We start from the raw sequence: 13,537 nt of genomic DNA on the forward strand, positions 1-13,537 counted from the left end.
CTCCGGCGGGTAGTTCTTCATGACCACGAGATGTCCGTTCTCAGATCCTCAGGATCCAGTGTCTCGTGTGTTCAACATCAGGGGTCAACGCCCCTACTCCGTCAGCGACGACTGGTACTTCGCACTGCGCGAGGCCGGCCTCGCCTATGTGGTGGCGCTCAAGCCGCACCGCGGCACCTGGGCTCCGGCCGGCCAGCCGCACACTCCTATCGAGGCCGCCCATACCTTGACCTGGCGTGATGCCAGGCGTCCCGGCGACTGGACGCCCGTGGAGCGTCACTTCCGTGACGGGCACACCGAGAGCTGGTGGGCCGCCGATGCCCGACTGGGCGGCTATGGTCGCGACTCGCCCTGCCGTCTGGTCGTGGCCACCACCGACCCAGCCCGGCTGCCGGAGAAGGCCACCTGGTACCTGGCCACCAACCTGCCCCACCCGGACGCACCCCACGCCGCCGCCAGCCCGCACCCGCCCGCCGACCTGGCCGAGATCGTCCGCCTCTACGGCCTGCGGCCGTGGATCGAGCAGAGCTACAAACAGATCAAGGACGAACTCGGCTGGGCCGACTTCCAAGTCCGCTCCGACCGCGCCATCCGCCGCCACCAGGCCCTGGTCAACTGCGCCTTCTCCTTCTGCTGGGACCAGTGGTTCGCCCCACCTGGACACCTGGACGCCACCGCGCCGGACCCGTGCCCCGACGAGGGGCCAGAGAGGGGGACCAACCGAACCCCACCCACCCCAACTGCCCTGCTGGCCCAAGGCATTACGTTCGGTCCGCGCCTGGCTCACCCCTGCCACCACCCTGAACCGATGGTGGCGATCCTGGACGGACAAAGACCCACCCCCCGACCTCCAGGCCCTGATCGACGCGGTCACCACCGGACACGGTATTGATCTCTACCTCCGGATTTAACGAACTACCGCTACTGAGGTTGAACTCGTGATGTCGCTGGGTTGGAATCACTGCGTGCGGCCTCGGCCGGATCGCGCCCGGACGAACCGGGACCTCGTCGCCGTGCCCGGTGATCCCCTGCGCGACATCGACCCCATGGGCCAAGTCGACTTCGTCCATGCAGGACGGCACTGTCCGACGGTATCCCGGGCGGGCCGAGGCAACGTAGGAACCGGTCGATGACGGCCGAAGGCGTGAGTGCCCGTTCCGCCGGTGCGGTACCCGGTGCGGTCCTCATCGCCCGAGGCGAGCCGCGCCGCCACGCGTTTACGGTGGTTCACCAGATACCAGGGATCAAGCGCGACGTGTGCGCGGCGTAATGGCGGTAGTCGGATCCCAGGTGTCGACAGAGAACCTCGTCCTCCACGCGAATGCGGTACAGGGCTCCAGTGAATACGGCACCGACCACGACGATCCAGGCTGCGAGGTGATTGAAGATCAGGGCCATCGCCATGACGGTCATGAGTCCACCGGCGTATGAGGGGTGCCGGATATACCGGTAGGGGCCACTGCGGACGACGTCGTGGTCTCGCTGCACGGTGACCTTGGCGCGGAAGAAGTCTCCCAGCGTGTGCACCGACCACTGCCGCAGGGCGAGTCCGGTCCACGCCAGCGGCATCGCCGCAATCATCAAGGTACTCCAGTCGTCTGCGATCTGCAGAGATGGGAAGAACCACATCAATCCGAAAGCACCCATTTGTGCGGCCCCGTACGAGATGACGAGTGCAAAAAAGGACCGGCTTTCCTTGATGACGACTCGGTCGCTGGTAGCGCGTTGCCTGATCACCCATTTCGCCTCACTCCAGAACCACAGCACGGCGGTGAGACCGACAAGGGAACGGGCAATGTCTTCGCGAGTCATAAGGTTCTCACTTCTCTTCGCTCGGGCCGCTGCGACCTCGCGGCATGTGATGGGGAAGGCGCTACGGAGGTCAAGGGTTCAGCTGTATGGGGCCGAAAACGGCCGGGTCATCAGGGCAGGCAGCTGAGCGCGGACCGCTGGGAAGGATGGCCGTGTGCCGAGTAGTGACAAGGTCGGCGCGGGCCCGGAGGCCGGTGGCATGAACGTCTGTGAGTTGAAGGTAGGGGATGGGCACGGGTGGCACCAGAGCTGTGGACGTGGCCACTTTCATGAGGCCGAACACGCGACCGCTGAGTGAAGCCGCGTGAAAGTGCACCTGGCCAGAGAGGGTGATCCGACGAGCGGTGGTGCACGAGCCGGGCTGTCCAGCGGCACGCGGGTAATGGATGTGCACGCCGTTCAAAACTACTTTTAGGGCCCGGCAATCTCCGTCGCCCAATAGCAGAAGCCCGCACTTCAGCCCAGTAACGGTGACGTCCTCGGCCTGGAGTGCCACGCTGCCGGGAGACGTGATCTCGGGCACGGTGCCACTCAGGCACTTGGTGATGGCTTGGACGGTGTCCGTTAACTCGGCCCCTGCGGGTCGGGCTCGTGGAAAGATTTCCGACGCGCAGGACGTCGATGAGCCGGGGACGGAAAGGGATGCCGGTGTGGGATGCGGCGAAGGGGTTGCACCGGCGTGGTCCGGAGAAAGTGCGAATGTGCATAGGAGAGGGAGGAGAAGTACAGAAAACGCTGCGCGGCGGGGCGACCACATCCGCTCAGTCACGAGCGGGCACCGACACGGCCTTCTCGTCGACCGGCTGCCAAGCGAGAGCCAGCGCCCCTCCGAGCAGCGCGAGCAGCATGCCGAACAAGAAGCCGCCCAGATTGGCCAGCGGATAGGACAAGAGGCCGAGGAAGATTGCCGCCGTGCCGTTCAGGGCGGCGTTTGCTGGGCGCATCCACAACAGAACGGAGCATCCGAGAAGAGCGGCCGCTACAAGGACCGCGCTAGCTCCGCTGAATCCCTGCATGCCCAGAAGGCTGGGGCGCGCGAGGGGGAACGAGCCGATTTCGACACCGGCGAGAGCGATGACGAGACAGGCGGCCCACGGACGTGGGTGAGCAGTCAGGAGCACGTCTGCTCACCCCGCTGCACAGACATGTCGGACCCGGTCAGCGAGAACATTCCCGCGGTCAGGGACCAGGCTTGCAAGCGAGCATTCTCGACCGTGAGCGAGCGGGCTTGTTGTCCGTAGGTTCCCGGTGTGCCGACAATTCCGGAGCTGTCCAAGGTGGCGGCATCGCGGCCCATCTCCACGGAATGGAATGTCATGTCTCCGGTGAGGCGGGTGATGTCCAGTGCTACGTTCCGGGCAGTCACAGGTGCGTCCCCGTTTGAGCGGATGATGAGAGTCACTGCGCCCAAGGGGGTGCGGGCTACCGCGGATTGGCACAGTCCTTCGATACTTGCGCTACGGATCCCGACCACTGTCACAGGATGGCTGGAGCCCTTCGCGTCCTTGCGGAAGGAAGCGAACTGGGTGGCTCCGGTGGCCTCTAGGTGTTCGGCGGTGACAGTGAACGGATTCCCTGCGACGGCGAAGGAGACCGGAATTTCGGCTGCTGTGGTTGTGGCGACGGTCCCGGTGGCCAGGAGCGTGGCGGCCAGAGAGGCAAGTCCGAACCGCCGCCAGTTTGTGCGGCCTCCCCGTCGCCTGGCTCGCCCGCCAGGCCGTTCCGGCCCTGCAGCGAGGTTTGTCAGCCTCAAGGTGTCACGTCCCTTTTTGCCCATGGGCAGTCGTCCATGCATTCTGGCTTGCCCATCCCAACGCCGGTCAGCACAACGCGGTCACCGGTGTTCACACGATTGGCTGTCCAGGCAGCCAGGCGCGGACAGCCGGAGCCTCGCTCATGCGACGCCAGCCGTCGGCAGCGCTGTGCTTCGTCGTGGTGACGGAGACATACGTTTCCTGGTATGTCGTGGCTCCGCTCGGTCGATGGAGCGGCCGGTATCGTTCGGCGCGGCCAGGGGCAGCCCGATGGCACCATCGCGCGCCGCCGAGAGGGCCGCCGGCCGCTGCGCCGCCCGCAATGTTCGTTGCCCACGGGGGCTCGGGCGGGCGGTCTGGGTGCAACTGCCATCCGGCAGGCACGAGGTGGCCGACGGGCGGTTTCGTTGCTGCTATACCCGTCAGGTCGGAGCATAGGCTCCGGTCGTCGGATCGCCTCGCGCCGATCGGCGCACGCTTACTAAGGGCGCTGTGAGCCGCGCTGAAGGGCCCGGTTCCCTGAGGGTATGGATTGTGATGTCTCATCCCACTGAAAAACGCAACGCGGCATGCTCGCAACGTCTGGGCGACGACGGCGTGCCACGGTCGCCCGCCGCCCAGGATGTGCCGAGGTCGCCATCCGACCTTCGGGCCGCTGACAAGGTCAGTCAGGTATTCCATCGTCTGGGCGGACCGGATGAGTTGACCATCGGCTGGACCGCGCGTTTCGCCGGTCGCCCGCCCACGGTGGAAGCCTTGCGTTCTTACGTTCAGTCGCGGCTGAGCTCGCTGCCCGGGCTCACACACCGCCTCACTCCGAACTCGAAAGCGCCCTGCTGGGAACCACTTTCCCATGTTGACATGCGTCGGCATGTACGTGTTCTGGACGTGGTGGGTGAGGCTGACTGGGAAAGCGCCTTCCGGCGCGTACAACTCATTCCTCTGCCGTCTGAGTGCCACCCCCGCTGGGATCTTTGGCTGATTCATGACGCCGCAACCACTGGGCAGTTCGTGTTGCTGTTCCGTATCCACCATGCGGTGTCGGACGGCGTCGGCCTCAGCTATGTAGCTAAAATCCTCTGCTCCTTGCCACAGCCGCCGTATCCGGAAAAGCAGGCAACGGTGGGAGCAGGCGATGACCGCATGTCCGCCAAGGCCGTGTTCGGGATCGTCCGAGAGGTTACGGCAGGTATGTGGCCTTGCCGCGTCCCGCCCATGTTCCGTAACGCAACAACACGGAAGCGTTCATATGCCGTAGGCGCCGTACCGACAGAACGGTTGCGAGAGATCGGAAGGCGGTTGGACGCTGGAATCGATGAGGTCTTTCTCGCAGCCGTGGCGGGAGCGATGCGCGCTGTCGCATTGGCGGAAGGGCGAAGGCCACGACCAGTGAGGATTTTGTGGCCTCTTTCCACCCGACGCATCTCAGAGCAGGGACTACCGGGCAACTTCGTCACCATGGCGCGTATTCTCTTGCCGTGTGACGATCCGGATCCGTTGCGCCGCCACCAGCTCATCGGTCGGCAGTTGACTGCGCAAAGCTCGGAGAGGCGTATTCAGAGCTCTCGCTGGCTTCTGCGTTTGACGCCCGCCCCGTTGACTCGGCTGGTGCTTCGCCGGCTCTTCGAAGGCCGCCGATTTCCGCTAGCTGTCACCTACTTTCCCCTGGCCCTTCGGCGGCCTGCGATTGACGGAGCCGTTATGACCGGTGTCGTCGGCTGGGGCGCTCCGGCGCCCGGCCAGCTGTGTCATCTCACGCTTCTCCGGTATCAGGCGACATGTGAGCTCTCCGTCGTGTACGACGACGCCATGCCCTGCGGAGCGGGCATTCCCCGGATGTGGAAGGACGCCCTTGACGAACTCCACGCACTCGCATGCGCACCATGACGTGAGGCGTGGCGGAGCGCGAGCTCCTTTCCGAAGCCGACGCGAAGTTCGTGCGGCTGGCAGGCCGGCCAGCTCCGCTCCAAAGGGGCCAGTCGGTGCCCACAACCTTTCGCAGCGCGAGCCATGAGCTAGGCATCCGCGGCGGAGCCATCCTCCACACAGGTGATGTTCGGGGCGGGAAGAGCTGGTCGGCCGTGACTGTCACAGCCGCTGTTGGTGCTGGTCAGTAGCTCTGCCGAGCACTTCAGGGAGCCACATGTGCGTCGAAGGGCTGCGGTTCCACGGGCGTGTCGGGGACGTGCCCCGTGGCAGCATCGCCGCTGCTCTTGCCCGACGGTTCTGCAACCGCAGACCTGTAGTTGGAGGCCATCCCAGTGAACACCCGCCTCGGCCCGGTACGGGCTCAGCAGATCGCCATCGTCGGTGTCGCCTGCCGGCTCCCCGGCGGCATCGTCGATCTTCACGGGCTGTGGCGGGCCCTGCGGCAGGAACGGAACCTGATTAGTGAAGCGCCTGCGGACCGATTCGACCGCGACCGCTTCATCGATGTCCACATGCCACGGCCGGGTAAGAGCTACACCGCGGCGGGCGGGTTCCTGGACGATGTGGCGTCCTTCGACGCCGACTATTTCGGCATCGCGCCGAAAGAGGCGGCTCGGATGGATCCGCAACACCGGATGCTGCTGGAACTGGCGGTAGAGGCCCTGGACGACGCGGGGCTTCCCGCTCGGTCGCTGGCCGGTTCGGACACCGCGGTATATGTCGGCGTCTCCGATGCCTCCTACGCCGCGCTGCAGATGATGCAACACCGATCGGTCAACGCCTACACCATGGCCGGCGGCGCATCCAGCTTGGCGGCGAACCGCCTCTCGCACTTTCTGGACCTGCGTGGGCCCAGCATGGCGATCGACACGGCCTGCTCCTCCTCGCTGGTCGCCCTGGACCGCGCTTGCCGTACGTTGCACGAGGGCACGAGCCGCACGGTACTCGCCGCGGGCGTCAACGTACTGCTCAGCCCTTACCACTATGTGGGCTTCTCCCAAGCATCCATGCTGTCGCGGCAGGGGCGGTGCGCGGCGTTCTCGGCGAACGCGGACGGATTCGTACGAGCCGAGGGCGGCGGGCTGGTAGTGCTCAAGCTGCTGGAAGACGCGTTGGCCGACGGTGACCGGGTCCACGGGGTGATCGTCGGCAGCGGATCCAACAACGATGGCCGCACCCCTGGCGTGTCCCTGCCCAATCCCGATGCCCAGGAGGATCTGCTGCGACAGGTCTACGCCCAAGCCGCGGTGGAGCCGCAGGAGTTGGTGTATCTCGAGGCCCACGGCACAGGCACGCCGGTGGGGGACCCGGCTGAGTGCAGGGCGATCGGGCGGGCTCTGGGGGCCCGGCGCAGCACGGTGTTGCCCATCGGCTCGGTGAAGTCCAACCTCGGTCACCTGGAGCCGGCCTCCGGGATGGCCGGGCTCTTCAAGGCGCTGCTCGTGCTGCGGCACGGGATCATTCCCGCCACGTTGCACTCCCTGCCGGCCAATCCGGATATCGACTTCGCCGGGCTCAACGTGGCTCCGGTCGCGCAGGCCACGCCACTGGAGCCGGTCGACCGGCCCATGGTGGGCGTGAACTCGTTCGGGTTCGGCGGCTCCAATGCTCATGTCATCGTGGCAGCCGCTCCCGTGTCGCCGCCCCGAGACTCTCAGCCGGCTGACGCTGAGGCCGCGCTGCGGCCGGTCACCGTGTCGGCGAGCTCGTCGCAGGCTCTGCGGGAGGCGGCCATGCGTATGTGCGCGCGTCTGAAGGAAGCCGACCCCGGACACTTCTACGACGTGGCCTACAGCGCGAGCAGACGCCGAGGGCTGCACCGTCACCGGGCGGTCGTTCTGGCGCGGACGGCCCAAGAGGCAGCGCGGAGCATGGAGCAACTCCTCGCGCCGCAGGAAGAATCGAAGGGGGAGCCCTCCCAGTCGTCGTCCCCTGCCGTAGACGCGACCTCCGGAGCGGTGAGTGAGGCGGTCGCACGCGGGCGAGTGGCGTTCGTGTTCTCCGGCAACGGTTCGCAATGGGCCGGCATGGGAGCCGACCTCCTCGCAGAGGATGCCGCCTTCCGTGCCGCGGTGTATGAGGTGGACGCTGCCTTGCGTCCCTGTCTGGGCTGGTCCGTGGCGGATCGGCTCGGTACGGTTACCGCCGAGGACATGACGGCCACCGAAGTGGCCCAGCCGCTGCTGTTCGTCGTGCAGATCGGTGTGGCAGCCGTGCTGCGCGCGCGGGGTATCGCCCCGGCCGCGGTGCTCGGACACAGCGTGGGCGAAGTGGCCGCGGCATACGTCTCGGGGGCATTGAGCCTGGAGCAGGCGGCCCGAGTGATCGCGGAGCGCAGTCGGGCTCAGGCATTGACGGCCGGCAGCGGGCGGATGGCGGCTCTCCATCTGCCCCCGGACCCGGCCATGGAACTCCTCTCCGGATACGCCGGGTTGGAACTGGCAGCGGTCAACTCAGAGCACGATGTGACGGTGGCCGGCCCGGAGAGCCAAGTGCTTCGCCTCGCGGCGGACATGGCTCGCGGCGACACTGCCTGTACCGTTCTGGAGCTGGACTACGCCTTCCACAGCGCCGCCATGAACCCGCTGCGTGAGCCCCTGCGCGCAGCACTAGACGGACTCATCCCCTCCTCCACGCACATCCCGCTCTTCTCCACCGTTACGGGCAAGCGGGCCGAGGGCTCCGAGCTGGACGCCACCTATTGGTGGCACAACGTGCGTGCCACCGTCCAGTTCGCGCCCGCGCTCGAAGCGGCCCTCACCCACGGCGCGGATGTGCTGGTGGAGATCGGCCCACATCCGGTGCTTCGCTCCTACCTGCGGCGAGGCGGCGCGTGGGAGCGCACTGCGGTGGCGGTGGTTCCTACACTTCGTCGCGGGGCCTGCGGGAGGACGGCACTGCTGCACACAGAGGCAGCGGTGATGGCGGCCGGGGCCGACCTCGACTGGACCAGGCACTTCCCGCGGCCGGGGCGGATGGTCGATCTGCCGGCATATCCCTGGCAGCGCAAACGCCACTGGCAAGGATCAGCTGAGGACTGGGTGCGCACCAGTGGCACCGGCATCCTCGATCATCCACTGCTGGGGGAGCGGATGCCCGGCCCACACCCCTCGTGGCACGGGGCGATCGAGCCGGCCCTGGTTCCGTGGCTGGTCGACCACAAGATCGTCGGATCGGTCGTCATGCCCGCCACCGGGTACGTGGAGATGGCCTTGGCCGCTGGACAGCGCGCCCTGGGCGTACCGGTGGAAGTGGACCACATGCAGATCACCGCTCCCTTGGCGGTGCCGTGGGCAGACGCCTCCAGCGTCCACACGCAGGTGGCACTCAATCCTGATGATGGACTCCTCACCATCGCCAGCACCGATCAACACAGCCGCCAGGGACGCCCGCATGTGCGTGCCCGCGTGCGCGCTCGCCTGGGCTCCGCCCCCCAGCCCGTCGATGTGGCCAGCCTGCGCCAGCGCTGCCCACAGCACGTGTCAGCTGCCGAACACTACGTGTGGACGGAACGGCAGGGGCTCGGGTACGGGCCGGCCTTCCAGGTGCTGACCCAGTTGTGGGTGGGCGAGGGAGAAGTGCTGGCCGGCTATGAGCACCATTCGGACGAAACGCAGTTCATCGCGCATCCCGCGCTGCTGGACGGTGCCCTGCAAGCCGGCGTTCCGCTGCTGATGGGGGATGTCCTGGAAGGGAAAATCGGTTACCTGCCTTCCGCCGTGGGGGCGGTACGGGCCTGGCAGTCGCCTTCCGGCCGAGGGTTCATCCATGTGCGCGAGCGTTCGCGCTCGCATGGGGAGATGTGCTGGGACGTCACCGTCATGGACGAGGACGGTACGGTCACGATCGAGCTCGAGCGCTGCAGGCAGCGACGTTTCACCCACCCCGAACACGTTCCCGTGGTGCTTTATCACACGCAGATGCGTGCCGCACCACTGCCAAAGACCGTGGCCCCGGCACGTCGCCTGCCTTCCGCGACCGAAATCGCCACAGCCTGTCGGCCACGGATCAGCGAGCGGTACCGTGCCGTAGCCGATTTGCGCCTCGGCGCCCCCTCCGGTGTGGCGAAGCGAATTTACACGCAGCGGCTCGCCGAAGTGACGGCGGCAATGCTGCCGGACCCTGCCGAGCCTTTCACCATCGAACATCTGATCGGTGCAGGTCTGCAGAGGTCACATGTCGCCGAGTACGAGCATGCGTTCACCACGGACGAGTGGCGCGAGGTCGCTGAGCCGGCCGGGGCCGGAACATGGCGGCTGACCACGGGTCCTTGGCGGGAGCGCGCCCTGTTTGGCGAACTGGTACGTGACCACCCTGCGTTCAGTGCCGAAATCCTGCTGCAGGCACGTAACCACGTCCACGGCGCGAGCATCCGGCGCGGCCACACCGGCGCTTTGGACATGCTGACGGGAGGCGGAGCGGCGACCGCTTTGGAGAACTTTTACGACATCGCACCTGCCTGTCGTGCTTACAACCGGATCGCTCAGGCCCTCGTACACGAGTTGGTGCGGCAGTGGCCCACCGACCGTCCCCTGCGGATTGTAGAAGTCGGTGCCGGAACCGGGGGCATGACCAGTGCACTGCTGCCTCTACTCCCAGCCGACCGCACCACTTACCTGTTCACAGACGCCTCCGCACACTTCCTCCCGCGCGCCCAGCAGCGTTTCGCCCGTTACGACTTCGTGCAGTACGGGACGTACGACCTGGACGAGGAGGCGGCCGGCCAAGGGCTGGCCGAAGGCACGTTCGACCTGGTGGTGGCCGCGAACGTGTTGCACGCCAGCAAGGACGTCACCGCCGCGGTACGCGGCATCGCCGCACTCCTGTCCCCCGGCGGGCACTTGCTCGCCTTCGAAGCACATTCGACCGGGATGCTGGTTCCGTACTTCGGCCTTCTCGACAGTTTCTGGCATCGCCGGACCGACCATTCGCTGCGAGCGGTGTCCCCCCTGCTGCCCAGTCACGCATGGCGCGAGCTCCTTGAACAGTGCGGCTTCACCGACATCCTGCAGAGCTCGGAAGCGGCTCAAGGCCGAGATGACGACTTCTCCGTCATCATGGCGACCACCACGGACAAGCCGCGTCCCCATCCTGCGGCGCCGACAGGGCAGCGACGCCAAGCGCCGTGCACCGTGGTCCTGGCCACGGAAACGCCGGACGAGGAGCCGCTGGCTGCCGCCGTGCAAGCGGAGCTGGCGGACAGCGGAAACTACCGGGTCCAGTGCATGCGCGCCAGTGAGGAAGCTGCCGACTGGGAGCGCGGCCACAACACTTCAGCGGGGGAGGTACACCTGGTCCTGCTGCTGGCAGACTTGGCTTCCGACTCCGAGGCCCTTGTGGCCGGCACAGCACGGAGAGCCGCGCTCCTGCGGGCCATGGCGCATGCCTGCCGGCAGATGGCCTCGACAACCAGCAGCTGGCTGTGGCTGGTCACACGACCCAGCGGCGCCCTGCCGGCGCCCGAACCACCTTCCACCGTGGTCGACGCGGCCGTCTGGGGCGCCGCACGCACTCTGGCCAACGAGTTTCCGGACGTCCGGGTGCGCCGCATCAGTCTGGAACGCACGACTGAGCAGGACAGTGACGCCCGTCGGCTGACCGATGAGCTGCGCGCGTGCACGGAGGAGGATGAGGTGGCCCTCACGTCGGGTGGCCGGTTCGTACCCCGTGTCCTTCCGCTGCCGACCACCTCCCCCCACCCCCCGAAGAGCTATGCCCTCAGCGTGCGCAAGCCAGGGCTGAGCTACGAACTTGCCTGGCAGGCGACAACTCCTGCGGCAGCGGGACCGGAAGAGGTGACGGTGAGCGTCCGCGCCGCCGCGCTGAACTACCGGGACATCATGACGGTGACCGGGCTGCTGCCTCCCGAGGCCCAGGAACGCACCCTTTCCACCGTGCCCGGCCTGGAATGTGCTGGTGTGGTCACCGCTGTGGGGGAGCGCGTGAGCGGGCTGCGCGTGGGTGACCGGGTCTATGGAATGGCCGCCGGCTCGCTCGCGTCGCACACCACCACTCCGGCACATGCACTGCGCCGGATGCCGCAGGGCATGACCTTCGAGGCTGCTGCCACGCTCCCCGTGGCCTTCTCCACTGTTCACTACAGCCTGGAGCACCTGGCGCGACTGCGTGCGGGAGAGACGGTTTTGGTGCACGGCGGAGCGGGCGGCGTTGGGCTCGCGGTGCTGCAGTTCGCCGCGCAACGTGGTGCCCGCGTCATTGCGACTGCTGGCAGCGAATCCAAGCGTGACTTGCTGCGTGTCCTCGGTGTTCAGCACGTCCTCGACTCGCGCAATCTCGACTTTGCCCACCAGATCACCCACCTCACGAACGGCCGCGGCGTCGATGTCGTGGTCAACTCCCTGGCTGGAGAGGCGCTCAGCCGCAGTCTGGAACTGCTGGCTCCTGGCGGGCGGTTCATCGAACTGGGAAAGCGCGACATCCTGGAGAACAATCCGCTCTCCCTCCGGCCGTTCAACGACAACCTGGCGTTCTTCGGTGTCGACCTCACCACCTTGACCCAGCAGCCAGAGGTAGGGCGCCTGCTCACGCAGCAGGTGGACGAGCATGTGCAGACCGGCAACTACTGCCCCCTGCTGCACAGCGTCTACCCGGCCGCACGGGTGGACGATGCGTTCGAGCTGATGCAGCATTCGCGACACATCGGGAAGGTCGTCGTCGCGTTCGACCCCCTGGACGAACCGCCCGCGGTGGAACCTGTCCCTCAACAGCTGCAGCTGGATCCAGAGGGCACCTACCTTGTCACCGGTGGTCTGAGTGGCTTCGGCGCGGCAACCGCCCGATGGCTGGCCGACCGCGGCGCCCGTCACCTGGCTCTTGTCAGCAGGCGTGGTCGTCAGGCACCCGAGGCGCCCGCGCTGCTGGACGAACTGGCCGACCGCGGGGTGCAGGCACGCGCGTATGCCTGTGACGTCACCGACGAAGGTGCTGTGCGCGACCTTATCGACAGCATCGACGCGGGTGAGCATCGGCTGCGGGGTGTGGTGCACTGTGCCATGCACCTCGATGACGCGTCACTGGACGAGCTGAGCGATGCTCGTTTTGCGGCGGTGCTCGCTCCCAAGGCCCGGGGGGCCGACATTTTGGACCGGCTGACCCGCACCAGAGATCTCGATCTGTTCTTGATGATCTCGTCTGCGGCCGCCGGTATCGGCAATATCCACCAAGCTCCGTATGCTGCAGGGAACCTCTATCTCGAAGCCCTGGTCCGCCAGCGACGCCAAGCCGGACTGCCCGCCCAGGCCATCGCCTGGGGAGCGCTCGGTGAGACCGGATACGTCGTCCGCAATAACCTCACTCCCCATCTCGCTGTGCTGGGCATGGAACTACTCGGGCTGAAGGACGCCTTCGCTGCCGCCGACGACGTGCTCACCCGCGGCTTTCCTGTGACCGGCATCGGCCGTGAGAACTGGAGCCGACTACGGAGCCTGTTGCCCAGTCTCACCGCTCCCCGGCACAGCCTGATCATTCCGTCCAACGAGGAGATGGGCGGTCAATCCCAGCAAGATTTCCTCACCTCCCTGGCCGCGATGTCCCCCGAGGAATCCCGGGCTGCTCTGCAGAAAGCCATCTCCCACAACATCGCCAAGGCCATGCAGATGGAACCGGATGCACTAGACCCTCACCGTCGGCTCGACGAGTACGGCCTCGACTCCCTCATGGCCACCGAGCTCCTGGTCTTGGTGCGTCAGCAGTTCAGTATCGACATCCCTCCGATGGAATTCCTGCGTAACGGCACCACCCTCCACGACCTCAGCGCCCTGCTGCATCTGCGGCTCGGGCTCAGCGCTCCGACCACACCACCCCCCTCCCCCGTCGCCGATAGCCTGCAGACGCGGGTCCCGTCACAATCGACCGCAGACAAGTCCCAGCAGACCCTGTCCACTGACATGCCGAAGCGGCCGTGACTGGGCTTCCGGCGCGCTGGCGGGTGTGTCCAGTCAACGGCTGATCTTGGTTGTTGAGGGTCAGTGGCTGGTGGGGGTGAGTCGGCCTTCGAAGGCGATCTGGAACGCGTTCAGCGG

General features: G+C 66.6%; 6 protein-coding genes. 3 read left to right on the top strand and 3 right to left on the bottom strand.

Features of this window, described 5'->3' with window-relative positions:
• Positions 1 to 67: 67 nt before the first annotated feature.
• Entirely contained in the window at positions 68 to 892 is an 825-nt protein-coding gene (locus ACFYW5_RS37175) for a hypothetical protein (RefSeq protein ID WP_389421571.1), read from the top strand.
• A 335-nt stretch (positions 893 to 1,227) separates the two neighbouring features.
• Here ACFYW5_RS37175 and ACFYW5_RS37180 read toward each other — a convergent pair whose 3' ends face one another.
• From ACFYW5_RS37180 to ACFYW5_RS37190, 3 genes are all read right to left on the bottom strand, one after another.
• Positions 1,228 to 1,812 (bottom strand): methyltransferase family protein, encoded by a 585-nt coding sequence (locus ACFYW5_RS37180; RefSeq protein WP_389421572.1) that lies wholly within the window; start codon positions 1,810 to 1,812, stop codon positions 1,228 to 1,230.
• Between the two features lie 761 nt (positions 1,813 to 2,573).
• The gene (locus ACFYW5_RS37185) at positions 2,574 to 2,933 is read right to left on the bottom strand and encodes a DUF6114 domain-containing protein (protein ID WP_389421573.1); all 360 of its coding nucleotides are present in this window, start codon (positions 2,931 to 2,933) and stop codon (positions 2,574 to 2,576) included.
• Entirely contained in the window at positions 2,924 to 3,607 is a 684-nt protein-coding gene (locus ACFYW5_RS37190) for a DUF6230 family protein (protein WP_389421574.1), read from the bottom strand. The genes ACFYW5_RS37185 and ACFYW5_RS37190 overlap by 10 nt, the downstream gene beginning before the upstream one ends.
• A 496-nt stretch (positions 3,608 to 4,103) precedes the next feature.
• Here ACFYW5_RS37190 and ACFYW5_RS37195 point away from each other — a divergent pair, with 496 nt between their 5' ends.
• Both ACFYW5_RS37195 and ACFYW5_RS37200 read left to right on the top strand, forming a co-directional pair.
• A complete protein-coding gene (locus ACFYW5_RS37195; protein ID WP_389421575.1) occupies positions 4,104 to 5,453 on the top strand; it encodes a wax ester/triacylglycerol synthase domain-containing protein in 1,350 nt (449 codons plus the stop codon).
• A gap of 374 nt (positions 5,454 to 5,827) precedes the next feature.
• The gene (locus tag ACFYW5_RS37200) at positions 5,828 to 13,420 is read left to right on the top strand and encodes an SDR family NAD(P)-dependent oxidoreductase (protein WP_389421576.1); all 7,593 of its coding nucleotides are present in this window, start codon (positions 5,828 to 5,830) and stop codon (positions 13,418 to 13,420) included.
• The last annotated feature ends 117 nt before the right edge of the window (positions 13,421 to 13,537 follow it).

This window comes from Streptomyces sp. NPDC002779, assembly GCF_042888685.1.
Taxonomy (GTDB): Bacteria; Actinomycetota; Actinomycetes; order Streptomycetales; family Streptomycetaceae; genus Streptomyces.